General features: G+C 72.4%; 21 protein-coding genes. 9 read left to right on the top strand and 12 right to left on the bottom strand.

Features of this window, described 5'->3' with window-relative positions; all coding sequences use genetic code 11:
- The first annotated feature begins 35 nt into the window (after positions 1-35).
- Genes ACFT2C_RS21250 through ACFT2C_RS21240 form a run of 3 tightly spaced genes read left to right on the top strand, consistent with a single transcriptional unit; the run spans position 36 to position 2,514 of the window.
- Positions 36-989: a carbohydrate ABC transporter permease gene (locus ACFT2C_RS21250; RefSeq protein WP_377209070.1), complete on the top strand. Its 954-nt coding sequence runs from the start codon at positions 36-38 to the stop codon at positions 987-989.
- Positions 989-1,828, top strand: coding sequence for a carbohydrate ABC transporter permease (locus ACFT2C_RS21245; protein ID WP_377209069.1), 840 nt, complete (start codon positions 989-991; stop codon positions 1,826-1,828). The genes ACFT2C_RS21250 and ACFT2C_RS21245 overlap by 1 nt, the downstream gene beginning before the upstream one ends.
- Positions 1,829-1,833: 5 nt before the next feature.
- A complete protein-coding gene (locus tag ACFT2C_RS21240) occupies positions 1,834-2,514 on the top strand; it encodes a ferredoxin-NADPH reductase (protein WP_377209068.1) in 681 nt (226 codons plus the stop codon).
- A gap of 60 nt (positions 2,515-2,574) precedes the next feature.
- Here ACFT2C_RS21240 and ACFT2C_RS21235 read toward each other — a convergent pair whose 3' ends face one another.
- The 8 genes from ACFT2C_RS21235 to ACFT2C_RS21200 all read right to left on the bottom strand — a co-directional run bounded on the left by ACFT2C_RS21235 (position 2,575) and on the right by ACFT2C_RS21200 (position 10,736).
- Entirely contained in the window at positions 2,575-3,486 is a 912-nt protein-coding gene (locus ACFT2C_RS21235) for a sugar phosphate isomerase/epimerase family protein (protein ID WP_377209067.1), read from the bottom strand.
- The gene (locus tag ACFT2C_RS21230; RefSeq protein WP_377209086.1) at positions 3,483-4,724 is read right to left on the bottom strand and encodes a dihydrodipicolinate synthase family protein; all 1,242 of its coding nucleotides are present in this window, start codon (positions 4,722-4,724) and stop codon (positions 3,483-3,485) included. Before ACFT2C_RS21230 ends, ACFT2C_RS21235 begins: the two co-directional genes overlap by 4 nt.
- Positions 4,725-4,798: 74 nt before the next feature.
- Entirely contained in the window at positions 4,799-5,929 is a 1,131-nt protein-coding gene (locus tag ACFT2C_RS21225; RefSeq protein ID WP_377209085.1) for a Gfo/Idh/MocA family protein, read from the bottom strand.
- Between the two features lie 137 nt (positions 5,930-6,066).
- Positions 6,067-6,504, bottom strand: a complete 438-nt coding sequence (locus tag ACFT2C_RS21220; RefSeq protein WP_377209066.1) for a nitroreductase/quinone reductase family protein — start codon at positions 6,502-6,504, stop codon at positions 6,067-6,069.
- 50 nt (positions 6,505-6,554) lie between these two features.
- Positions 6,555-7,652 (bottom strand): LacI family DNA-binding transcriptional regulator, encoded by a 1,098-nt coding sequence (locus ACFT2C_RS21215; protein ID WP_377209065.1) that lies wholly within the window; start codon positions 7,650-7,652, stop codon positions 6,555-6,557.
- Between the two features lie 211 nt (positions 7,653-7,863).
- On the bottom strand, positions 7,864-9,069 hold the full coding sequence (locus ACFT2C_RS21210; RefSeq protein ID WP_377209064.1) for a glycosyltransferase: 1,206 nt from the start codon (positions 9,067-9,069) through the stop codon (positions 7,864-7,866).
- A 70-nt stretch (positions 9,070-9,139) separates the two neighbouring features.
- Positions 9,140-9,796, bottom strand: a complete 657-nt coding sequence (locus ACFT2C_RS21205; protein WP_377209063.1) for a uridine kinase — start codon at positions 9,794-9,796, stop codon at positions 9,140-9,142.
- 133 nt (positions 9,797-9,929) lie between these two features.
- The gene (locus ACFT2C_RS21200; RefSeq protein ID WP_377209062.1) at positions 9,930-10,736 is read right to left on the bottom strand and encodes a helix-turn-helix domain-containing protein; all 807 of its coding nucleotides are present in this window, start codon (positions 10,734-10,736) and stop codon (positions 9,930-9,932) included.
- A 50-nt stretch (positions 10,737-10,786) separates the two neighbouring features.
- Here ACFT2C_RS21200 and ACFT2C_RS21195 point away from each other — a divergent pair, with 50 nt between their 5' ends.
- On the top strand, positions 10,787-11,200 hold the full coding sequence (locus ACFT2C_RS21195; protein WP_377209061.1) for a DUF2000 family protein: 414 nt from the start codon (positions 10,787-10,789) through the stop codon (positions 11,198-11,200).
- 35 nt (positions 11,201-11,235) lie between these two features.
- Here ACFT2C_RS21195 and ACFT2C_RS21190 read toward each other — a convergent pair whose 3' ends face one another.
- Genes ACFT2C_RS21190 through ACFT2C_RS21180 form a run of 3 tightly spaced genes read right to left on the bottom strand, consistent with a single transcriptional unit; the run spans position 11,236 to position 14,365 of the window.
- Complete coding sequence (locus tag ACFT2C_RS21190; protein WP_377209060.1) at positions 11,236-12,000, bottom strand: lactate utilization protein C; 765 nt, start codon at positions 11,998-12,000, stop codon at positions 11,236-11,238.
- A complete protein-coding gene (locus ACFT2C_RS21185; RefSeq protein WP_377209059.1) occupies positions 11,997-13,514 on the bottom strand; it encodes a LutB/LldF family L-lactate oxidation iron-sulfur protein in 1,518 nt (505 codons plus the stop codon). The genes ACFT2C_RS21190 and ACFT2C_RS21185 overlap by 4 nt, the downstream gene beginning before the upstream one ends.
- Entirely contained in the window at positions 13,511-14,365 is an 855-nt protein-coding gene (locus ACFT2C_RS21180; protein ID WP_377209058.1) for a (Fe-S)-binding protein, read from the bottom strand. The genes ACFT2C_RS21185 and ACFT2C_RS21180 overlap by 4 nt, the downstream gene beginning before the upstream one ends.
- Before the next feature lie 70 nt (positions 14,366-14,435).
- On the opposite strand from ACFT2C_RS21180, the gene ACFT2C_RS21175 reads away from it, so the two are divergent.
- Positions 14,436-15,131, top strand: a complete 696-nt coding sequence (locus tag ACFT2C_RS21175) for a FadR/GntR family transcriptional regulator (protein WP_377209057.1) — start codon at positions 14,436-14,438, stop codon at positions 15,129-15,131.
- Between the two features lie 93 nt (positions 15,132-15,224).
- Here the strand turns inward: ACFT2C_RS21175 and ACFT2C_RS21170 are convergent, their stop codons facing one another.
- Complete coding sequence (locus ACFT2C_RS21170) at positions 15,225-15,719, bottom strand: MarR family winged helix-turn-helix transcriptional regulator (protein WP_377209056.1); 495 nt, start codon at positions 15,717-15,719, stop codon at positions 15,225-15,227.
- Positions 15,720-15,834: 115 nt separating this feature from the next.
- Here ACFT2C_RS21170 and ACFT2C_RS21165 point away from each other — a divergent pair, with 115 nt between their 5' ends.
- From ACFT2C_RS21165 to ACFT2C_RS21150, 4 genes are all read left to right on the top strand, one after another.
- The gene (locus ACFT2C_RS21165) at positions 15,835-18,144 is read left to right on the top strand and encodes an LLM class flavin-dependent oxidoreductase (RefSeq protein WP_377209055.1); all 2,310 of its coding nucleotides are present in this window, start codon (positions 15,835-15,837) and stop codon (positions 18,142-18,144) included.
- 125 nt (positions 18,145-18,269) lie between these two features.
- Complete coding sequence (locus ACFT2C_RS21160; RefSeq protein WP_377209054.1) at positions 18,270-18,884, top strand: SprT-like domain-containing protein; 615 nt, start codon at positions 18,270-18,272, stop codon at positions 18,882-18,884.
- 4 nt (positions 18,885-18,888) lie between these two features.
- A complete protein-coding gene (locus ACFT2C_RS21155; RefSeq protein WP_377209053.1) occupies positions 18,889-19,929 on the top strand; it encodes a 3-oxoacyl-[acyl-carrier-protein] synthase III C-terminal domain-containing protein in 1,041 nt (346 codons plus the stop codon).
- An 87-nt stretch (positions 19,930-20,016) separates the two neighbouring features.
- Complete coding sequence (locus ACFT2C_RS21150) at positions 20,017-21,417, top strand: Gfo/Idh/MocA family protein (protein WP_377209052.1); 1,401 nt, start codon at positions 20,017-20,019, stop codon at positions 21,415-21,417.
- The last annotated feature ends 51 nt before the right edge of the window (positions 21,418-21,468 follow it).

Raw genomic sequence — 21,468 nt, 5'->3', positions numbered from 1 at the left:
CCGGACCATCACGTAATCCAGAGGAGACAGACCCCATGACGACACCGGTCGTCGGCGACCAGCGGACCCTCGGGCTCCCGCAGCCCTCGCCCCCGCAACCGCTCAGGACCCCGCGGACGTCGCTCAAGCTGCGCAACGCGCTGGTCGGCTGGACGTTCATCCTGCCGAACTTCCTCGGCTTCGCGGTGCTCACCCTGACGCCGGTGCTCACGCTGTTCTACATGTCCCTGACGGACTGGAACATCTTCGGGACCGCCGACTGGGTCGGGTTCGACAACTTCGCGCGGCTGGTGGGCGACAAGAGCTTCCACAAGGCGCTCGGCAACACCTTCTACTACGCCGCGCTGCACATCCCGATCACCATCGTGGTGTCCCTGTGCCTCGCGCTGCTGCTCAACCAGAAGCTGCGGGGCGCCGCGTTCTTCCGCACCGTGGCCTTCTTCCCCTATATCACGTCGATCGTCGCGGTCGCCGTGGTGTGGAACATGCTGTTCAGCCCCGAGTTCGGGCCGATCAACCAGTTCCTGGGCCTGTTCGTCGACGGTGACCTGCCGGGCTGGACGGTCTCCAAGGACTGGGCGATGCCCGCGGTGATCATCGTGGGTATCTGGAAGGACATGGGCTACTACATGCTCCTGTTCCTGGCCGGCCTGCAGACCGTGCCGGGTGAGCTGCACGAGGCCGCCCGGATCGACGGTGCCAACGCCTGGCAGCGGTTCTGGAACGTCACTCTGCCGTGCCTGCGCCCCACGACGTTCTTCGTGACGGTGATGGTCACCATCCAGAGCTTCAAGGTCTTCGACCTGATCCTCGTCATGACCGACGGCGGTCCGGGCCAGGCCACGCTCGTGCTCTCCCAGTACATCTACCAAAAGGGCTTCAAGCAGTTCGACTTCGGGTACGCCTCCGCCGTCGCCGTCGTCCTGTTCCTCATCTGCATCTCGGTGACCGTGGTGCAGTTCCTGTACAACAAGCGGAAGGAGGCGTGATGGCCGTCCGTCCGTCCCCGCTCCGGAGGTCCGGCCGAGTGCTGCTCTACGTGGCGATGATCGTCGCCGCGGCGGGCGTCATGCTGCCGTTCGCCTGGATGGTCATCTCGTCCCTGAAGATGAACAACCAGGTGTTCACGGCGCCCGTGCAGTGGATCCCCGACCCCGTCCAGTGGCGCAACTACATCGACATCTGGGCCAAGGCCGACATGCTCACCTGGGTGCGCAACACCCTGGTCCTGTCCCTCGCTGTGACCTTCCTGCAGGTCCTGACCGGCAGCTTCGCCGCCTACGGCTTCGCCAAGATGCGCTTCCCCGGCCGGGACGTGCTGTTCCTCGTCTACATCGGGACCATCGCCGTGCCGTGGCAGTCCTACATGATCCCGCAGTTCCAGATGATCTCGAGCTGGGGCCTCAACAACACCCTGTGGGCGATCCTGCTGCTGCAGGCGTTCGGCGCCTTCGGCGTGTTCCTCATGAAGCAGTACTACGAGTCCATCCCCGACTCCCTGTCGGAGGCGGCGCGTATCGACGGGCTCTCCGAGTACGGCATCTGGTGGCGGATCATCATGCCGCTATCCGTGCCAGCCCTGGCGTCGCTGACGATCATCACGTTCGTCCAGACCTGGAACGACTACCTCGGTCCGGTCATCTACCTGCGCGACCGCCCGCTGTGGACCATCCAGCTCGGCCTCCAGTCGTTCATCGGTGAGTACAACGCCGAGCACGCGCTGATCATGGCGGGCTCCGTGCTGTCGGTGCTGCCGATCGCGCTGATCTTCTTCGTCGGCCAGCGGTACTTCGTCGAGGGCATCGCGACGACGGGTGTGAAGGGGTGAGCGCGATGGGCGCCGCAGGTGCCGCCCCGCGGCGTCGGACGCTGATCGGGCCGGAGACCTACGAGATGGTGTTCGGCACCGTCTACACGGGCCTGATGACCAACCTGCTCCTGGCGGTCGCGTGCCTGCCGCTGGTGGTGCTGGTCGCGGCGACGGACGTCGCGGCGACGTGGCCGCTGGCCGCCCTGACGGCGCCGCTGCTGGGTCCGGCCCTGGCCGCTGCCTTCGCGGTGTTCGGCGCCTTCAGCACCGACGGCTCGACGGCGGTCGTGCGCACCTTCGTGCGCGCCTGGCGCGCGCACCTTCGCCGGGGCCTGGCGATCGGCGCGCTCGGGACGGGCGCCGTCGTCGTGGCCGCCGTCGACGTGTTCTTCTTCTGGGGCCGCACCGCGGGAGCCGTAGCCATCCCGGTCCTGGTAACCCTCGCTGCGGGGGCCGTCACGACGGCGGTCCTCGCCCTGGTCGCCCTGCCCGAGATGCCCAGCGCCCGCCTGCGCGAGGTGCTGCTCGCCGCGCTGGTGCTGGGGGCCCGGCGCTGGTACCTGACGGCCGGGGCGCTGCTCGTGCTCGGGCTGCTGGCGTCGGTGGTGGCGGCGCGCCCGGTGGTGGGCCTCGGCTTCGCCGCGGCGCCCCTGCTCTACGCGCTCTGGGGCGTCTCTCGCTTCACCCTCCGCCCGTCTCGTTGAGTGCTGGGTATTTGTTGAGATACAAGCGTCCGACCAACAAATACCCAGCACTCAACGGCGTCAGAGGTGGGGCGCCACGTGCTGCTCGTAGCGGGCCAGCACCGTCGCCGCCGTCTCCGACGTCGGGCGGGCCCAGATCTCCTCGTTGAAGATCTCGGTCTCGACGTCGCCGACGTAGCCGGCGTCGCGCACCCAGCCCGTGACCGTCGCGAAGTCGATGTACCCGTCGCCCACGTGCCCGCGCGAGTTCAGCGGCTCCGCCGCGAGCGGCAGCACCCAGTCGCACACCTGGTACGACGCGATGCGGTCCTCGCGCCCGGCCCGCGCGATGGACCTGCGCAGCGAGGGGTCCCACCACACGTGGTAGGTGTCCACGACCACTCCCACCTCGGACGCCGCGAACGGCGCCGCCAGGTCCAGCGCCTGCGCGAGCGTGGAGATCACTGCCCGGTCGGCCGCGAAGATCGGGTGCAGCGGCTCGAGCACGATCCGCACGCCGTGCTCGGCGCCGAACGGCACGAGGTCGGCGATCCGGTCGGCGACCCGGCCGCGCGTCGCGACGAGGTCCCGGTCGACGTCCGACGTCGGAGCGCCGCCCGGCGTCGACCCCACCAGCCCGCCGACGACGAAGACCAGCTCCGTCGTCCCGATCGTCGCGGCCTCCTCGATCGCCAGCTTGTTGTCGTCGAGCGCGGCGCGGATCCCGGCGTCGTCCGCCGCGGTGAGAAACCCGCCGCGGCACAGGGACGAGGCGCGCAGCCCGGCGTCGGCGATGATGCGGGCCGCCTGCGCCGCACCGACGTCCTGCACCACGTTGCGCCACGGTCCTACGGCGCCGAAACCGGCGGCGGCCGCGGCCTCGCACGCCTCGGCGAGCGAGGCGTGCTTGACGGTGGCGGTGTTCAGCGACGCCCGACCCGACCTGTCAGACGTAGGGGTCACCGGGGTGCCCTGAGGTTCTGACACGTTCATGCGGGCACCCCGTTCGTCGTCAGGAAGGCGCGCAGGCGGGCAGCGGCCAGGGGCGGGTCGAGCAGCATCCCGCAGCCGTCGGCGAGGCGGGCCAGCTCGACCAGGTGGCGCAGCGACCGCCCGGAGTGCAGGCCGCCCACGAGCGAGAACCCGGGCTGGAACCCGCCCAGCCAGGACAGGAACGCGATCCCGGTCTTGTAGTAGTACGTGGGCGCGGCGAAGATGTGCCGGCCCAGCGCCTCGGTCGAGGCGAGGATCTTGTGCCCGCGCTCGGCGTCGCCGGCGTCGAACGCCTGCAGCGCCGTCGAGGCGGCCGGGTAGATCGCGGCGAAGATGCCGAGCAGCGCGTCCGAGTGGCCCTGCTCGTCGCCCGCGATGAGCTCGGGGTAGTTGAAGTCGTCGCCGGTGTAGAGCCGGACGCGGGCATCGCCGGTTGAGCTTGTCGAAGCCCCGGTCTCGACAGGCTCGACCAACGAGGTCGGCAGCGCCGCCAACGACCGGCGCAGGCTCACCTCGTGGGCGGCGTCGAGCAGCGACACCTTCACGCCGTCGATCCGGGACTGGTGCGCGCGGACCAGGTCGAGGAACGTCGCAGTCGCGGAGTCCACGGAGTCCGAGCCCCAGTAGCCGGCCAGCGCCGGGTCGAACATGGTGCCCAGCCAGTGCAGGATCACCGGCCGGTCGGCCTCGGCCAGCACCGCGTCGTAGACGCGGGCGTAGTCCTCGGGGCCCCGGGCGACCTTCGCCAGGGCACGGGAGGCCATGACGATGACCTGCGCCCCGGCGTCCTGCACCAGGTGGACCTGCTCGCGGTAGGCGTCGGTCACCGTGGCCAGGCCGGCATCGCCCGGCTCCAGCCCAGCGACGACGTCGGGCGCGAGCTGGTCGGTGCCCGCACCGCAGGCGACGCGCGCGCCCACGGAGGCCGCCTCGGCCGCCGACCGCCGCACCAGCTCCTGCGTCGCGGCCCAGTCGAGCCCCATGCCGCGCTGCGCTGTGTCCATCGCGTCGGCGACGCCGAGCCCGTGCTCCCAGATGCGGTGCCGGTAGGCGAGTGTCGAGTCCCAGTCGACGACGGCCGGCGCACCCGGCACGTTCTCCGCCCCGACCTGCGGCACCACGTGGGCCGCCGCGAACGCGACGCGCGAGGTCAGCGGGCCCGACGGCGTCGTCCAGGGCCCCGGCGCACCGAGCTCGACGGTCTCCGACCCGGTGAACCGGCCGTCGCCGTCGAACACGGGAAGGGCGACCGCGGACTCGCTGGTTGAGCTTGTCGAAACCCTGGTCTCGACAGGCTCGACCTCCGGGGCGCTCACAGCGTGATCTCCGGGATGTCGACGCGGCGCCCCTCCGCGGACGACCGCAGCCCCAGCTCCGCGAGCTGCACGCCCCGCGCCGCCGAGAGCAGGTCGTAGCGGTGCGGGCGCCCGGCGACGACGTCGCGCAGGAACTCCTCCCACTGCAGCTTGAAGCCGTTGTCGAGGTCGGCGTTCGCCGGGACGTCGAGCCACTGGTCGCGGAACGGCTCGGTCACGGGCAGGTCCGGGTTCCACACGGGCTTCGGGGTGTGCGACCGGTGCTGGGCGCGGCACTCGCGCAGGCCCGCGACGGCGGAGCCATGGGTGCCGTCCACCTGGAACTCGACGAGCTCGTCGCGGAACACGCGCACCGCCCAGGAGGAGTTGATCTGCGCGACGACGTCGTCCCCGCCGGGCGTTGTGACGTCGAAGATGCCGTACGCGGCATCGTCGGCCGTGGCGACGTACTCCTTGCCGGACTCGTCCCAGCGGGCCGGGATGTGCGTGACCGTCTTGGCCGTCACGGTCCTGACCTGCCCGAGGATGCCCTCCAGCACGTAGTTCCAGTGGCAGAACATGTCGGTGGTGATGCCGCCGCCGTCCTCGGCGCGGTAGTTCCAGGAGGGGCGCTGGGCGGGCTGCGAGTCGCCCTCGAACACCCAGTAGCCGAACTCGCCGCGCAGCGACAGGATGCGGCCGAAGAAGCCCTCGTCCACGAGGCGGCGCAGCTTCACCAGGCCGGGCAGGTACAGCTTGTCGTGCACGACGCCGACGGTCACGCCCGTCTCCGCCTGGAGCCGCGCGAGCTCGATCGCCTCGGTGAGCGTCTCCGCCGTCGGCTTCTCGGTGTAGACGTGCTTGCCCTGGCGCATGGCCTTGGACAGCGTCGCGGGGCGCAGGTTGGTCATCGCGGCGTCGAACACGATGTCGGCGTCCGCGATGGCGGAGTCGAGATCGGTGGTCCAGTGCTCGACGTCGTGCAGCGTCGCGAGCTCCTTGAGCTTGTCCGCGTTGCGGCCCACCAGCACCGGCTCGACCTGGACCCGGGAACCGTCGGGGAGCGTGACGCCGCCCTGGTCGCGGATCGGCAGGATCGAGCGCGCGAGGTGCTGGCGGTAGCCCATGCGGCCGGTGACGCCGTTCATGGCGATGCGAAGTGTGGTCACGGGCGAGACTCCATCGTCGGTGCTGGGAATGCGCTTTCCCACGGAGAATAGCGCACCCACGCGTGCTGCGTACATGGCCGGGCCGGTGCTGAGATCGCGGCGCCGTGTACGGCCGACTAATCTCCGCCGTCGACCGGTTCGAGGATGGCCACCGGGATGGGCCGGTTGGCTTTGCGGGCGATCCTGGCGACCTCGGGGGCCTCGGCGATGATGACCTCGGTCCAGGTCTTGTCGCGCTGGGAGCCGGTCAGCTCGTGCGGGCGGGCGCGCAGGCGCCTGGAGCCCACCTGGACGTCCGCCACCGGCGCGTGGCGGAGGTTGCGGAACCAGTCCGGGTCGCGCGGCGAACCGGAGCCGGTGCCCCATACGAGATAGCCGTCGTCCACATCGAGGTAGCGCACGCAGGTCGAGCGCGGGATACCGGTCAGGCGGCCCGGGGTCGTGATCATCAGGACGTGCACGTTCTTGCTGCCGCTGGCCAGCCTGCCGTTCAGCGTGCGGTACATCCATGTACCGATCCGGTTCCCCGTGCGAGTCAGCCTGCGTCCACCCATGCCGGCCACCTCCTCGTGGCTCGAGTGCGAACCGTTCTTCCCAGTGTGCTCTACGCGGTGCGCGTCCGGGTCGACTCCCGGAGCACGACCTCGGTGTGCACGAGCACGTTCTCCAGCTCGACGCCCAGCGCCAGGCGAGTGGCGATCTCGCCGACCTCCTCCAGCGGCACGCGCACCGTCGTGAGGGCTGGGGTCACGTCGCGCAAGGTGTGGATGTCGTCGAAGCCGGCGACGGCCACGTCGTCGGGCACGCTCCGGCCGGCGTCGCGGACGGCGGCCATCGCACCCACCGCCATGACGTCGTTGACGGCGAACACCACCTCCGGGGCGTCGGCCCGCGCACCCGCCGTGCCGCCGTGCGACCGCGCGACCAGCTCTGTCATCGCCTCGTAGCCCCCGTCTCGCGTGAAGGCGCCGTGCACGACGTCCCGGTCGGGTGCCGGGCAGCCCAGCTCGGCGAGCGTGTCCAGGAACCCGCTGGTCCGGTCGGCGGCGGTGCGTAGGCGAGGAGGCCCGGCGAGCACCCCGAACCGGCGGTACCCGATCCCGTGCAGCGCTCGCGCGAGGGCGTCCGCGCCGCCGACGTTGTCGATCTCCACGGCGGGCAGGTCGCCGACGGCCTGCCCGATCACGGCTACGCCGCCCCCGGCGGCCCGGAAGGCGGTGAGGGACGACTCCAGCGCCTGGGGCCGGCCCTCCGCCAGGGCGACAGTCTCCGCGGGGGCCGACCCGGCCCCGCCGTCCGGCGGCGTCGTCCTGCTGCCCGCCAGGATGATCGCGCGCGACCGCTGCCGCCGCGCGAGCTCGACGAAGGCCAGCTCGCGCTCGGGGCTGTGCTCCGTCGAGGCGAGCGTGACGATCAGACCCTCGCGCTCGGCGGCGCGCGCGACGCCGGCGGCGATGGTCGAGAAGTACGGGTCGGCGATGTCGTGCACCACGAGCCCGAGCGCCGTCGTGCGGCCGCGGGCCATGGCCTGGGCGCTGGGGTCGGGCGAGTAGTCGAGGCGCCGCGCGGTCTCCAGGACACGCTCGCGCAGGTCCTCGCGGACGCTGCGGGTGGCGCTCCCGTTGATCGCGCGCGACGCCGTCGCGAGTGAGACGCCGGCCTCGCGGGCGACCTGGCTCAGGGTGACGGGGGCGTCGGACATGAGGTCATCCTGCCGTGTCCGGCGTCCCTGTGGTCGCGCAAGCGGCGGCCTGAGGAAAGAAATGACCCCCGCGCGGATGCGTTCACGGGCCCCAGGGGGCCCTCCACTTCGGGAAAAGATACATCCGCGCGGGGGTCATTTCTTTCCTCAGGCCGCCGCTTGCGCTCGGGCGGGCTCGGTCGGACGCGGAGGGGCTTAGTGCTGCTGGTGGTCAGACGCGGAGCGGCCTTAAGCCTGCTTCGCGGTGCGTGCGCTCGATGATGCTCGAGTACCCGGCGATCATCCGGACGTGGCTGAACCGGGGCCGGACGGCGGTCCGCGCGGACTCCAGCTCCTCGCGTCGAGCCGCGGCCTCGATCCAGGTGGTGGCGATCTCGGCGGGGTCGTACGACGTCACGAACCCGATGCGCTCCACGATCGACGGCGCGTCGCCCACCGGGGTGGTGACCGGCACGGCCCCGCACATCGAGCCCTCGATCAGGCACAGCGGCGCGGCCTCGCCGAACGTCGAGGTGAGCGCGACGACGTCGGCCGTCGCGTAGACGAGCTCCATGTCGTGCCGCACGCCCAGCAGGTCCAGGTGTCCCAGCAGGTCCGGCCGGTCGCCGAAGATGCGGGCGAGATCGTTCTGGAGATCCGGGTTGGCCGCCGTCATGCCGGCGCCGCACATCTGCACGTGCCCCTTGGGCTCGAGCTCGAGGAACGTGCGGGCCGACCGGAGGAAGAGCTCCGGGTTCTTCATCTCGTCGTACCGCGCGGCGTAGACCACCACCGTCGCATCGCTCGGAATCCCCGCGGCGCCGCGCAGGGCGAGCCGGCGTGCGCCCTGGACCGGGCGGAACCGCGCGAGGTTGATGCCGTTCGGCACCACGCGCAGCAGCTCGGCCGGCACGCCGGCCTCGCGGTACGCGTCGCGCGTGGACTCGGCGCAGCAGACGACGGCGGCGAGCCGGCCCCGGTCCGCCGCGGTCAGCAGGTCGCCGAGGGCGTCGCCCTGGTGCTCCGGGTCGGACCGGTGCAGGCAGGCGATGACGGGTCGTTGCGGGAACGCGTCCTGGTTCACGAGCCGGAGCGGCTGTTCCTTGAGGGACAGCACGACGTGCGAGCTCTCGGCCTGGCGGGCCGCCGCCCGGAGCTCGACCTCGCTGAACACGCGGGGGTCGTGGCCCCCGTCGGTGCTCCGCCCCAGGGACCCGATCCGGACGCCCGCGGCGCGCAGCGCGCGGTAGCGGGGGTCGTCCTCCATCCGCTGGAGGGTGGCCTCACGCCGGACCTCGTGGTGCAGGCTCAGCACAGAATGCTGCTGGCGACCGCCCTGATGCAGACCGGCGACCACCGTCGAGTGCAGGACACGAGCCCCGCCGCTGAAAAAGCCCTCGTACAGCGAGAGCACACGCAAGCCATTGCGCTGGATCACAGACACCACCTCCTGCGCCCAGGGTGAGCCCTGTGGATGTGCATTACATGGCAAAGCGGTTACACGAGGATTACGTATCCAAGGACTTTTGCACAAGGAGGTTTCGGATGTCCTTCTCGGCTTGAGCGGGTGATGTCTCGCGGCAGCCCAGCGCCGCCCACCCCTCGATCATCGCGGGCTCGGCCCGCAGCAGCGACGTCCCGCGGCGCAACAGCGTGCCGATCGGCTTCCGCGCCTCCGCGACGTCCCGGAGGAACCGGAACCAGAAGGTGACCAGGCGGGGCCGGACGAGGCAGATCGCGTCCGCGAGCAAGCCCTCGGCGCGGCAGTCGTCGACGAGGTGTGCCGCGAAGATGCCCTCGGCCAGGATCAGCGGCGAGTCGCCGATGTCGAGCCGCCGCATACCCGTGCGCCGCGACGTCGGGATGTCGTACACCGGGACGTTGGCCCGGCCCTCCGTGGCCAGCTCCTCCAGGGCGGCGAGCGCGCCCTTGGCGTCCCAGGTCTTCGGGCTGTCCCAGTCGACGCTGCCGTACCGCTGAGGCAGGCCCGGGTGGTCGATGTCGAGGTAGAAGTCGTCGAGCTGCACCACCGGCAGGCCGAGGCGCTGCGTGAGCGACGTCTTGCCCGACCCCGAGGGCCCGGTCAGCAGCACCACCCGCGCCCGCGGACGCCGGGCACCCGGCGGGAGGTCGAAGAGGGTGGGCTCGGGCGCTCGATCGGTCACGAGTGTCCATTCTCCCGTACCGCGCGGCGTGTGCGCACGGCGCATCCGCTGGTCGAGCCTGTCGAGACCCGAGCCTGTCGAGACCTGGTCCGTCGGGTCACGGGGTCTCGACAGGTTCGACCAGCAGAGGGGATCAGACCGCGAGGCCGCCGCGCTGGTAGCGGGCTGGGGTCGTGCGCAGGAGGCGGCGGAAGTGGCGGGTCAGGTGCGCCTGGTCGTGGAACCCGGTGGCGACGGCGACGTCGGCCGCGGGCTCGCCGGCCAGGAGCCGGCGGCGCGCCATGTCGAGGCGCCGGCCCACGAGGTACCGGTGCGGCGGGAGGCCGAGCTCGCGGGTGAACGCGCGCACCAGGTGCGGCACGGTGACGCCGAGCTCGGCGGCGACCTCGGCCAGCCGGACAGGGCGGGCCGGATCGGCGTCGAGCAGGTCGCGGGCCCGCCGGGCGGTCGAGGCGGCGGGCGGCTCGCGCGGCGGCGTCGGGCGGCCGGAGAGATGCCAGGCCAGGCCCTCCGTGACCAGGGCGAGCAGGCCCTCGGCCGCCAGGTCCTCGCGCACAGTGAGGGCCTGGTCGAGGCCCACGAAGCGGGCGCGGAGCGCGTCGTCCAGGACCAGCGGGGCGTCGACGGCGCGGCCGACCAGGCCGTCATCGAGCACCGTGGGCTCCAGGTAGACGACGCGCTTGCGGAAGCCGCCGGCGGTCACGGACCGGCCGTCGTGCACGACGCCGGGCGGCAGCACGGTCACCCCGGTGTGCCGCGCCGCGTGCTCCTGGCCGTCCAGGCCGTAGCCGATCAGGCCGCGATCGACGACCAGCACGGCCCAGGTGTCGTGCGTGTGGGCCGGGTAGGCGTGCTCGTGCCACGCGGCGTGCAGCACCTCGGCGACGCCGGGCACGCCGGGGCGCCAGGCGCGTACGACGTCGGAATCAGGCGGGCCCATGTCAAGAACGTACAAGATCCGCGCCGCCGCCCGCCCGCACCCTGGGTGTCATGACCTTCGAACAAGCCAAGATCGTGATCGTCCTGCGGGACCACCTGCTCGGCTGGCAGGAGAACAACGTGACAGCGTTCCTGGCCAGCGCCGTGACCGCCGCCTACCCCGAGCTGGTCGGGGAGACCTACCGCGACGCCGACGGGCGCGAGTACCTCGCCATGCTCGGCACCCCGGTCATGGTCATGGTGGCCGACGGCGACCGGCTCGCCACGATCCGCGAGCGCGCCGACACCCGGGGGCTGCGCATCGGCGTCTACACGGCGGACCTGTTCGCCACGGGGAACGACGTCGACAACCGGGCCGCCGTAGCGAGCGTCGCGACCGAGAAGCTGGACCTGGTCGGGGTCGTGGTCGCCGGCGAGCGGCGCGTGGTGGACAAGGTGGTCAAGGGCGCACGCCTGCACCCCTGACTCGACGGTGGTCGAGCCCGTCGAGACCCGATGTGTCAGGACACCAGCACCACGTGCAGCGTCCGGGGGCCGTGGACGCCCTCTACCCGGTCCAGCTCGATGTCGCTCGTGGCGCTCGGGCCGCTGATCCAGGTCAGGGGCCTGCCGGGGTCGGTGCCGAGCAGGCGCACCGCCTCGGGGACGGTCTGCACCACCTGGTCGGTCCGGACGACGCACACGTGCACGTCGGGCACCAGCGAGATGGCGCGCCGGCCCTGGTCGGGTTCGCCGTCCAGCACGATGGTGCCGGTCTCGGCGACGGCGACCCGGGCGGCCGTCACGACGGCGTCGATCTGGTCCAGCGCGACCGCCGACAGGGGAGCATCCCGCGAGTCGACGTGCACGTCGACCCCGCCCAGCCCGGAAACCCAGGCGGGTTCCAGCCCGTCGGGCACCACAACGGACCCGCGCGCGGCTTTCCGGGCGGTCGGCAGAATGTCAGGTGATCGGTGGTCCGAGCTGCCGACCTCCTGACGTTCTGCCGACTGCCCGCTGCGCTGCTCGCTGAGCAGCCGCGCCAGCACACCCGGCAGGTCCGCGGAGGTTGTCCGGTGGACGTGCGCCTTGTAGTCCTCGAGCCGGTCGACCAGGAGGTCCAGCACGACGCCGGACCCGGGCGCGTGCTCGCCGGCGGACCGGTACTCGCGTGGCACAGGGCCGGTCGCCGTCGCTTCAGCGCCGCCCGCCGGATCGGCGGAGCCGCCGTCCGACCCCAGCGCCTCCCGGATGCGGGTCAGGATCTCCGTCCTGGCGTCGCTCATCGCCCGTCCTCTCGTCCGGCCCACCAGTCGTGGAAGGTCTGCTTCGGCGGCTCCGGGAGGTCCCTCGACCGCGTCCAGAGCGAGCCGGGGAACGGCAGCCGCCGGATCACGCCGTGGCGCGAGATCGCGCGCAGCAGCCGCGGGACGCGGGCGGCCCGGCGGAACCGTCCGCCGTCGGCCATCGCGAAGGACGCGGCCTTCATGGCCGCCTTCCAGACCCGGTCCGCGGTGTCGGGCGAGGCGCCCCCGAGCTCGACCTCGCGCGCCCGCAGCTCCACGAGGATCGACGGGATGTCGATCTTGACCGGGCAGACCTCGTAGCACGCGCCGCACAGCGTGGAGGCGTACGGCAGGTCCGACTTCTCGCCGGTGAGCTGCGGGGTGAGGATCGCCCCGATCGGGCCGGGGTAGACCGAGCCGTAGGCGTGCCCGCCCACCCGCTCGTACACGGGGCAGACGTTGAGGCACGCTGAACAGCGGATGCAGTGCAGGGCCGAGCGCCCGGCCTCGTCCGCCAGCACCTTGGTGCGGCCGTTGTCGAGCAGCACCAGGTGGAACTCCTGCGGCCCGTCGCCGGGTGTCACGCCCGTCCACATCGAGGTGTACGGGTTCATCCGCTCGCCCGTCGAGGACCGCGGCAGGAGCTGCAGGAACACCTCGAGGTCGTCGAACGTCGGGATCAGCTTCTCGATGCCCATCACGGTGATCAGGGTCTCGGGCAGCGTGAGGCACATGCGGCCGTTGCCCTCGGACTCCACCACGGCGAGCGTCCCGGTGTCCGCGACGGCGAAGTTGGCGCCACTGATCGCGACCTTCGCCGAGAGGAACTTGCGCCGCAGGTGCGCCCGCGCCGCCATCGCGAGCTCGCGCGGCACGTCCGTCAGGTCGGGCGGGGCGTCGGCCATCCGCTCCAGGAAGATGTCGCGGATCTCGGTGCGGTTCCGGTGGATCGCGGGCACCAGGATGTGCGACGGCATGTCGTCCGCGAGCTGCACGATCAGCTCCGCCAGGTCCGTCTCGACCGCCGCGATGCCTTCCTCGGCGAGCGCCTCGTTCAGCCCGATCTCCTGGGTGGCCATGGACTTGACCTTGACGACCTCGTCGGCCTCCTTGGCCCGCACCAGGTCAGCGACGATCCGGTTGGCCTCTGCGGCGTCCCGCGCCCAGTGCACGACGCCGCCGCGCGCGGTCACGTTGCGTTCCAAGGTCTCGAGCAGCTCAGGCAGCCGCGCCATGACGTCGGTCTTCACCGCGGACCCGGCGTCGCGCAGCGCCTCCCAGTCGGGCACCTCGCCGACGACGCGCGCCCGCTTGGCCCGGATGGTCGACGTCGCGTTGCCCAGGTTGCGGCGGAGCTGCGCGTTGCCGAGCGCGGTCTTCGCGGCGTGGGGGAACGACGCGCCCCAGTGCAGCGGGTCCTCCGGGCGGCCCACCCCCGACAGCGTCCCGGGGGCGGCCTGCGGGCTCGGCCCGCGGCCGTCGCGGGCGGCGGGCATGCCGAGGAACGTGCTCATCGGGCCGCCTCCTGGTCGGCGCCGGAACGGTTGGCCCCCGGACGGTTGGCCCCGGATCGGCCCGCCCCGGCCCGATCGGCACCCGGCGGGCCCGGGACGACCGGCGCCTGACGCGTCGAGGCGAGGATCTCCGCCAGGTGCATCGGCCGCACGCCCGTGCCACCCCGGGAGAGGCCGCCGCCGATATGCATCAGGCACGACCAGTCGCCCGCGGTGAGCACCTCGGCCCCCGTGTCGACCACGGTGGCCACCTTGTCCTGCAGCATCGCCGCGGACGTGTCCGCGTTCTTCAGGGAGAACGTCCCGCCGAACCCGCAGCAGCCCTCGGCCTCCGCGAGCGGGACGAGCTCCAGCCCATCGACGGCCCGCAGGAGCCGCTCGGGCTTGTCGCCGACGCCCAGCATCCGCAGCGAGTGGCACGTGGGGTGGTAGGTGACGCGGTGCGGGAACCACGCGCCGACGTCGGTCACCCCCAGCACGTCGACCAGCAGCTCGGACAGCTCGTAGGTGCGTTCGGCGACGGCGGTCGCGGTGCGCGCCTCGGCGGCCAGCCCCGCGCGCTCCAGGACCATGGCCTGCTGATGCCGGATCGACCCCGTGCACGACCCGGATGGCACGACGACGGCGTCCCACTCGCCGTCCGCCACGGGGGCGAAGGTGCGCACGTGGTTCCGGACGACCGGCACGGCGTCGGCGAGGTAGCCGGTGTTGACGTGCATCTGGCCGCAGCACGCCTGCGCGGCCGGGAAGACCACCTCGTGACCCAGACGCTCCAGGAGCGTGACGACGGCCTTCGGGGCCTGCGGAAACATGGCGTCGGCGATACAGGTGGCGGCCAGGGCTATGCGCATGGGCACTCTCCTTCGAGGTCTGTCCTCACCATAGCCCACTGTGGACAGACCACAGAAGTACACTGTCCCGGTGAGAACCCACGAGCGCGTCCTGGCCCAGATCGAGTCGGGCCTGAACGCGGGCAAGTGGCCCATCGGCGAGCGGCTCCCGGCGGAGCGGGCGCTCGCGGAGGAGCTGGGGGTGTCCCGCCCGTCGGTGCGCGAGGCCATCCGCATCCTGGAGGCGATGGGCATCGTGCGCACCGCCGTCGGCTCGGGCCCCAGCGCGGGCGCCACCGTGATCGACCGGCCTGCGGCCGGCCTGGGTGCGGCGGTGCGACTGCACGTGGCGTCCGGCACCCTGCCCGTGTCCGACGTCGTGCGCACGCGCGTCCTGCTCGAGGCGGGCGCGGTGCGCGACGCCGCCGCGCGAGTGCCCAACGACACCGCGCTCGACCAGGCGCGCGCGCACGTCGAGGCGATGGCCGACCCTGGCCTCGACATCGCGATCTTCCTGGAGCACGACCAGGACTTCCACATCGAGCTCGCCCGTCTGGGCGGGAACCAGCTCGTGGAGGCGATCCTGAGCGGCATGCGGGCCGCCGTCGCCTCGTACGTAGCGGCGGGTGCGGCGGCCGTCGAGGACTGGCCCGCGACCGCGGCCCGTCTCTGCGCGGAGCACCGCGAGATCGTCGACGCCGTGGCGCGGCACGACGGTGCCGAGGCCGAGCGACTCATCCGCGAGCACATCGAGGGTTTCTACCGGGAAGCCGGCCTGGACTCCTGACCGGCCGCCGACCTGTCAGACACCCGGTGGCGTCAGACGCTCAGATCACCCGGGTGACCTGGGCTTCTGACACGTCACCGGACGTCTGACAGGTCAGGACGGGCGGGTCGCCCGGACGACGGTGCCGCACGGGTCCTCGTCCGGGCCGGTGCCCGTCGCGGCGCGCTCCAGGAGCTCGCGGAGCATCGCGCGCTGCCCCGGTTCGAGCCCCGCGAGCAGCTCCTCCTCCGCCGCCGCGACGCGCGCGTCCATCCCGGCCAGCACCTCCAGGCCCTTGTCCGTGGCGACGATGCGCCGCGCGCGCCGGTCGGCCGGGTCGAGCTGTCGCTCGACGAGCCCGCAATCCTCGAACGCGTCCAGCAGGTAGGTCATCACCGTGCGGTCGATGCCGAGCGAGGAGGCGAGCGCCGCCTGGCTCGGCAGGTCGCCGTGCACCACCGCCGTGAGGAGCTGGTACCCGCGCGTGCCCTGCGGCAGGTCGTCGGCTGCGGCGTCGACCCGGGCGCTCCACTCGCGCAACAGCGCGGCGAGGGACCAGCCGAACAGCGAGTGCCGGCCGGCGCGGGTCTCGGTGGGCGTGGTGCTCATGGCCTCATCCTACGCGGAATGTGCGGCAGGCAAGAAGAGTTGTGAGTAATATCGTCTGCCAGACAGACGATCTGCCGTGAGGTGCGGCAGAGCGAGCGACGCGAGGGACCCACACATGACCGACTATGGCCACGAGCTGCTCTTCGGCACGTTCATCACTCCGACCAACGCGGACCCGCAGACGCCGGTGCAGCTCGCCCAGCTCTCCGAGCGGCTCGGCCTGGACCTGGTCACGTTCCAGGACCACCCGTACCAGCCGTCGTTCCTCGATACGTGGACGCTGATGTCGTGGGTGGCGGCGCAGACCGAGCGCATCCACATCTCCGCCAACGTGCTCAACCTGGGCATGCGCCAGCCGGCGCTCATGGCCCGCGCGGCCGCGAGCCTCGACCTGCTCAGCGGCGGCCGGTTCGAGATGGGCGCCGGTGCCGGCGGCTTCTGGGACGCGATGGCGGCGATGGGCGTCACGCGCCGCACGCCGGCCGAGAGCGTCGGCGCCCTCGAGGAGGCCATCGAGATCATGCGGGGCATCTGGGACGCGACCGACCGCACGCCCCTGCGCGTGCCCGGCACGTTCCACCAGGTCGACGGCGCCAAGCGCGGCCCGGCGCCCGCGCACGACATCCCGATCTGGCTCGGCGCGTACAAGAAGCGCATGCTCCGGCTCATCGGCGCGAAGGCCGACGGCTGGCTGCCCTCGCTGCCCTACATGAAGGACGGCGACCTGGCGCGCGGCAACGCGGCGATCGACGGCGCCGCCGTCGAGGCCGGCCGTTCGCCGAGCGAGATCCGCCGTCTGCTCAACGTGGGTGGCGCGATCACCGACCGCTCGACGGGCCCGCTGCAGGGCCCCGCCGACCAGTGGGTCGAGGAGCTCACGCAGCTTGCCGTCGAGGACGGCGTCAGCGGGTTCGTCGTCATGGGTGACGACCCGGACCAGATCCGGGCGTTCGCGCAGGACGTCGCACCGGCCGTGCGCGAGGCCGTGGCGGCGGAGCGGCGTTCCGCCGGGACCGCCCCGGCGTCCGCCCGCCGGGGCACGGCCGCGCTGGCCGCGCGGCGCCCGGGGATCGACTACGACTCGCTCCCGGCGGAGCTCGCTTCGCGCGCCGTCGAGCCGGGCGACCGCGAGTACCCGGCGGTGCGGCACAACTACCTGCGCTCGGGCGCGCCGGGCCTGGTCCTGCGGCCGCAGGGGGCCGAGGAGGTCGCGTCCGGCCTGGCCTGGGTGCAGAAGCAGGACGTGGAGTTCGCCGTCCGCTCGGCCGGGCACGGCATCTCCGGCCGGTCCACCAACGACGGCGGCGTGGTGCTCAGCATGAGCGGCATGCGGTCGGTCGAGGTGGTCGACGAGGCGACGCGCCGCGTTCGGATCGGCGCCGGGGCCACCTGGGGCGAGGTGGCCGCGACGCTCGCGCCGCGCGGCTGGGCCATCACCTCGGGCGACTACGGCGGCGTGGGCGTCGGGGGGCTCGGGACCACCGGCGGCATCGGCTACCTCGGGCGGCTCCAGGGCCTCACGATCGACCACGTGGTCGCCGCCGAGGTCGTCACTGCCGACGGGCGGGTGCTGCACGCCTCCCGCGACGAGCACCCCGACCTGTTCTGGGCGCTGCGCGGCGCGGGCGGGAACATGGGCGTGGTCACCTGGCTGGAGATCGAGGTCGGCGCCGTCGGCGACGTCGTCTTCTCGCAGATGACTCTCGACGCGACCGACACCGTGGGCCTGCTGGAGAAGTGGGGCGCCACCGTCGAGGCGGCGCCGCGCGGGCTGACCTCGTTCATGTACCTGTCCGGCGGACGCCGCGGCCAGACGCCGATGGCGCAGCTCATGACCGTGTTCGCGGCCGAGGGCGCCGACGCCGACCCGGACGAGGCGATAGCTCAGCTCGAGCTGCTGGCCGACGCCGGGCCGCTGCTCGGGCACCAGGCCCAGCTCACGCCCTACTCGGGGATCGTGCGCCAGGAGGACGCCCACCACTCCGGCGGCGGCGACCCGTCGGCGCGGTCGGGCCTGCTGGACCACCTGGACCAGGGAACGAGCCGGGCGATCGAGCGGCTGCTGGGCTCGGGCGAGTCGTACTTCACGGCGATCCGGGCCACGGGCGGCGCCGGGAACGACGTCGCGCCCGACGCCACGGCATACGCGCACCGGCACCAGAACTTCTCCCTGTCGGCGATCGGGAGTGGCCAGGAGCGGCTCGACCAGGCGTGGGACGCCGAGATCGGGCCGGTGATGGACGGCTCGTACCTCTCGTTCGACACCGACAGCCGGCCCGAACGGCTCCTGGAGGCCTTCCCGGAACCGACGTTCACGCGGCTGCGGACGGTGAAGGCGGTCTACGATCCGTCGAACGTGTTCCGGACGAACTTCCCGATCCCGCCGGCGGAATCGCCGTCGGGCACCCTGGGGAGCGATGCCTGACTGGTCGGCATTGCGGCATGGGGCTGTGGATAACTCCGCGGGGGTGTCAGTGAGGGCCCGTAGGTTCGACCGCGTCCGGCACGGCCGGACGCCTCGACCCACTCACTAGCAACGCAGGGGAACCCATGAACCTTGTCGCCGCCTCGCGCCTGGCGCGCGAGCTGATGGACCAGCACGGCCTGAAGGCCTGGACGTTCGAGTTCGACGACGCCGTCCGGCGCGCCGGGATGTGCAACTACACCAAGAGCCGCATCAGCCTGTCCGCGCCGCTCACCCGTATCCATGACGAGCGGGAGGTGCGGGACACGATCCTGCACGAGGTGGCGCACGCGCTCGCGGGGTCCAGGGCGAAGCACGGGCCGGCGTGGCGCGAGGTGGCGGTGCGGATCGGGTGCTCGGGACGGCGGTGCGTGGACCCGGCCGCGCCGTCGATCGACGGGCCGTGGGTCGGGGCGTGCCCGGCCGGCCACCGGACCACCCGGTTCCGGCGGCCGCCGGGCATCATGTCGTGCCGCGCGTGCGCGCCGCGGTTCGACCTGGGCAACCTGATCGGGTGGACGTACAAGGGCCGCAACGCGGCGATGGGGGAGCGGTACGACGCGCAGCTCCGTAGCGCGTTCCGCGAGGTGGGTGAGGTGCCGGACCTGGGGCCGGGCGCCGAGGAGCGCATCGTCCGGGCGGCGCGGGAGCGGGTTCCCGGGCTGCTCGTCGAACCGTTCGACCTGAGCGCGCTACGTTGACCTCATGGCCAAGCCGCCCACACTGACCCTCCCCGCCGGCGCTGCCGGGTCCCGCATCATCGGCCTGGGTCACCATCAGCCGCCGAAGACGCTCACGAACGAGGACATCGCCCAGCGCGTCGAGACCAACGACGAGTGGATCCGGTCCCGCACCGGCATCATCACGCGGCACGCCGCGGCCGACGACGTCACCGTCGCCGACATGGCGACGGCCGCCGCCGTGCACGCGCTCGCTGACGCAGGTCTGTCCGCGGACGCCGTCGACCTGGTGATCGTCGCGACCGCCACCGCCGACGACCGCTCGCCGAACACCGCCGGCCGGGTCGCGTACGCCCTGCATACGGGGGTCCAGCCGGGCGCCTCGACCCCCGAGGGCGAGGAGGCGCCGGACCTGCGCAACATCGTGGGACCGGCGGCGATGGACCTCAACGTGGCCTGCTCGGGGTTCGCGCACGGGGTAGGAGTCGCCGACCAGGCGATCCGCGCGGGGTCGGCGCGCACGGCGCTGGTCATCGGCGCGGAGAAGCTCACCGCGTACACGGACTGGACGGACCGCTCGACGTGCATCCTGACGGCCGACGGCGCGGGGGCGGCGGTGCTGCAGGCCACCGACGCCCCCGCGGTCGGGCCGGTCGTCTGGGGCACGGAGCCGGAGCTCACGCCCGCCGTGCGGATCGAGGCGCCGGAGGTGAAGTTCCAACAGGACGGCCGCGCGGTGTTCAAGTGGGCCATCACGCGGGCCGCGGACCGGGCGCGGGACGTCGTGGCCCGCTCCGGGCTGAGCCTCGACGACATCGAGGTGCTCGTGGCGCACCAGGCGAACCTCCGGATCATCGAGCCGCTGGCCAAGGCGCTCGGGCTGGAGGGCAAGGTGGTCGTCACCGACATCACGGAGTCGGGCAACACCTCCGCGGCGTCGATCCCCCTCGGGCTGTCCAAGTGGTGGCACGCCGGGAAGATCCCGGCGGGGGCGCCCGCGCTGCTGTTCGGCTTCGGCGGCGGTTTCGCCTGGGCCGGCCAGGTGGTGCTGACGCCCGAGCGGTGACCTCGGGGCCATGGACAGCGCTTTCCCGGCGTCGTATCGTTCAGTCCGTCCACCCGACGTCGATGACGACCGAAGGAGCTCTCACCGATGCCTGAGCCGACCACCGAGCCGATCACCGGTCCGACCCGAGCACCCGAGCCGCCGTCGGGCCCGCTGCCCGAGGGGCGGCGCCGCTACGCGGTGGTCGGTACGGGGCATCGCGCCTCGATGTACGTCAACGCGCTGATCGGCACGCACGCCCCCGACGGGGAGATCGTCGCCTGGGTCGAGCCCAACCCCGTGCGCGCCGCGGCCTACGAGGCGAGGGTCGCGGCGGCGCTCGGGGGCCTCCGCCCCGTCTACCAGCCGGACGACCTGGAGAAGGCGATAGCCGAGCAGTCCGTGGACCGCGTGATCGTCACCTCGGTCGACCGCACGCACGGCGACCTGGTGGCGCGCGCGCTGCGGGCCGGCGCCGACGTCGTCGTGGAGAAGCCGATCGCGGCGCACGCCGACCAGGCCCGGCAGATCGTGGACGCCGTCGCCGAGACGGGGCGCGACCTGGTCACGACGTTCAACTACCGCTACTCGCCGCGCAACAGCGCGCTGCGCGAGGTGATCGCGAGCGGCGAGATCGGCCGGGTGCTGTCGGTCCACTTCGACTGGGCCCTCGACACCGTGCACGGCGCCGACTACTTCCGCCGCTGGCACCGCGAGAAGGTGAACAACGGCGGCCTGCTCGTGCACAAGTCGAGTCACCACTTCGACCTGGTCAACTGGTGGATCGACGGCGTGCCCGAGCGCGTCTTCGCCACGGGCGGCCGGCGCTTCTACGGCGACGACGGCGCGCACGCCACCGACTACGAGCCCACCGACGCCGAGCGCGCGCTGAACGAGCGCGGCGTCGACCCGTGGCAGCTCTCCGTCGAGAAGAACGAGTGGCTGTCCACGCTGTACGGGCCCGAGGCCCAGGCGGTGGACGGCTACGTGCGCAACCGCTCGGTCTTCGACGCGGGGATCACCACGGAGGACACGCTCGGCCTCGTCGTCGAGTACCAGGGCGGCGCGCTGCTGACCTACTCGCTCACGGCGCACGCGCCCTGGGAGGGCTACCGCGTGGTGGTGAACGGCACACGCGGCAGGGCGGAGCTCGAGGTCACCGAGCGGGGCTCGGTCGAGTTCGGCGAGAACGACGCGGCGATCCTCGACCCGAGCGCCACCGAGGTGTTCGCCGGCGACGAGGTGCGGCCCATCGGGGAGCGGCTCGTGGTGCAGCGGCACTGGGAGCGCGCGGAGGAGCGGCCCATCGTGCGCGGCGGCGGCGGGCACGGCGGCGGCGACGCGCTGCTGCTGGCCAGCGTGTTCGCGCCGTCGGGCGAGCCGGACCCGCTGGGCCGCGCGGCCGGCTACGTCGACGGCGTCCGTGCGTCGTCGGTCGGCTACGCGGGCAACCGCTCGCTGGAAACAGGAGACCCGATCCGCATCAAGGACCTGAACCTAGGCGTCTGACTTGGTTGTGGGCGTGATCGTTGCGCCTAAGACGGGCACTTAGGCGCAACG

The organism is Promicromonospora sp. NPDC057138, from assembly GCF_042670845.1.
In the GTDB taxonomy this organism is placed as follows: Bacteria; Actinomycetota; Actinomycetes; order Actinomycetales; family Cellulomonadaceae; genus Promicromonospora.
This window is presented reverse-complemented; position numbering and strand designations above follow the sequence as displayed.

Bases quoted from the DNA above. Each gene is read 5' to 3' on its own strand.
- ACFT2C_RS21180 (WP_377209058.1), bottom strand. From the start codon at position 14,365: ATGCGCATAGCCCTGGCCGCCACCTGTATCGCCGACGCCATGTTTCCG.
- ACFT2C_RS21150 (WP_377209052.1), top strand. From the start codon at position 20,017: ATGCCTGAGCCGACCACCGAGCCGATCACCGGTCCGACCCGAGCACCC.
- ACFT2C_RS21160 (WP_377209054.1), top strand. From the start codon at position 18,270: ATGAACCTTGTCGCCGCCTCGCGCCTGGCGCGCGAGCTGATGGACCAG.
- ACFT2C_RS21200 (WP_377209062.1), bottom strand. From the start codon at position 10,736: ATGGGCCCGCCTGATTCCGACGTCGTACGCGCCTGGCGCCCCGGCGTG.
- ACFT2C_RS21170 (WP_377209056.1), bottom strand. From the start codon at position 15,719: ATGAGCACCACGCCCACCGAGACCCGCGCCGGCCGGCACTCGCTGTTC.
- ACFT2C_RS21250 (WP_377209070.1), top strand. From the start codon at position 36: ATGACGACACCGGTCGTCGGCGACCAGCGGACCCTCGGGCTCCCGCAG.
- ACFT2C_RS21240 (WP_377209068.1), top strand. From the start codon at position 1,834: ATGGGCGCCGCAGGTGCCGCCCCGCGGCGTCGGACGCTGATCGGGCCG.
- ACFT2C_RS21165 (WP_377209055.1), top strand. From the start codon at position 15,835: ATGACCGACTATGGCCACGAGCTGCTCTTCGGCACGTTCATCACTCCG.
- ACFT2C_RS21225 (WP_377209085.1), bottom strand. From the start codon at position 5,929: ATGAACGGCGTCACCGGCCGCATGGGCTACCGCCAGCACCTCGCGCGC.
- ACFT2C_RS21190 (WP_377209060.1), bottom strand. From the start codon at position 12,000: ATGAGCGACGCCAGGACGGAGATCCTGACCCGCATCCGGGAGGCGCTG.
- ACFT2C_RS21195 (WP_377209061.1), top strand. From the start codon at position 10,787: ATGACCTTCGAACAAGCCAAGATCGTGATCGTCCTGCGGGACCACCTG.
- ACFT2C_RS21235 (WP_377209067.1), bottom strand. From the start codon at position 3,486: ATGAACGTGTCAGAACCTCAGGGCACCCCGGTGACCCCTACGTCTGAC.
- ACFT2C_RS21185 (WP_377209059.1), bottom strand. From the start codon at position 13,514: ATGAGCACGTTCCTCGGCATGCCCGCCGCCCGCGACGGCCGCGGGCCG.
- ACFT2C_RS21220 (WP_377209066.1), bottom strand. From the start codon at position 6,504: ATGGGTGGACGCAGGCTGACTCGCACGGGGAACCGGATCGGTACATGG.
- ACFT2C_RS21155 (WP_377209053.1), top strand. From the start codon at position 18,889: ATGGCCAAGCCGCCCACACTGACCCTCCCCGCCGGCGCTGCCGGGTCC.
- ACFT2C_RS21215 (WP_377209065.1), bottom strand. From the start codon at position 7,652: ATGTCCGACGCCCCCGTCACCCTGAGCCAGGTCGCCCGCGAGGCCGGC.
- ACFT2C_RS21245 (WP_377209069.1), top strand. From the start codon at position 989: ATGGCCGTCCGTCCGTCCCCGCTCCGGAGGTCCGGCCGAGTGCTGCTC.